The organism is Kitasatospora cystarginea (assembly GCF_039533515.1).
GTDB classification, from domain to species: domain Bacteria; phylum Actinomycetota; class Actinomycetes; order Streptomycetales; family Streptomycetaceae; genus Kitasatospora; species Kitasatospora cystarginea.
The window spans coordinates 1-945 of sequence record NZ_BAAATR010000187.1; the positions used below are offsets into that span (position 1 = coordinate 1).

General features: G+C 70.7%; 1 protein-coding gene. It reads left to right on the forward strand.

The window, feature by feature from the left end; genetic code table 11:
* The coding region (locus ABD369_RS40745) for a ketoacyl-synthetase C-terminal extension domain-containing protein (RefSeq protein ID WP_344641682.1) at positions 1-945 on the forward strand (945 nt) is incomplete at both ends.

A 945-nucleotide genomic window follows, 5' to 3' on the forward strand; every position in this document is an offset into this window, starting at 1 on the left:
TGGCGATCGTGCGTGGTTCGGCGATCAACCAGGACGGTGCGTCGAACGGTCTGACCGCGCCGAACGGTCCCTCGCAGCAGCGGGTGATCCGCCAGGCGCTGGCGTCGGCCGGTCTGACGGCCGCCGAGGTCGACGCGGTCGAGGCGCACGGTACGGGCACGCGGCTTGGTGACCCGATCGAGGCGCAGGCCCTGCTCGCCACCTATGGCAGGGGTCGCGACGAGGCCTCGCCGCTGCTGCTGGGTTCGGTGAAGTCGAACATCGGTCACACCCAGGCCGCGGCCGGTGTCGCCGGTGTGATCAAGATGGTGCTGGCGATGCAGCACGGTGTGCTGCCGCAGACGCTGCACGTGGACGAGCCGACCCCGCACGTGGATTGGGCGGCGGGTGCGGTCTCGCTGCTTACCGAGACCACGGACTGGCCGGAGACCGGCCGTCCGCGCCGGGCGGGTATCTCCGCCTTCGGCATCAGCGGGACCAACGCGCACACGATCCTGGAGCAGGCTCCGGCCGTCGAGTCCGTAGCCGTCGAGGCGACCGTGTCGCCGTCGGTGCTGCCGGTGGTGGTGTCGGCCAAGGGTGAAGCGGCGCTGCGGGCGCAGGCCGAGCGGCTGCTGTCGGCCGGTGAGCTTGAACTTCTCGATGTGGCCTACTCGTTGGCGATGGGCCGGGCGGCGCTGGAGCGTCGTGCGGTGGTCGTCGCCGAGGATCGTGCGGAATTCCTGCGGGGGCTGGGTGCGCTGGCTTCGGGTGAGTCTGCCGGGAACCTGGTGCAGGGTTCGGTGGTAGAGGGCCGGACGGCGTTCCTGTTCACCGGGCAGGGCAGCCAGCGGGCCGGGATGGGCCGTGAGTTGTACGAGGCCTTCCCGCTGTTCGCGGACGCGTTGGACGAGGTGTTCGCGCACCTGGACCAGTACCTGGACCGTTCGCTGCGCGAGGTGGTGT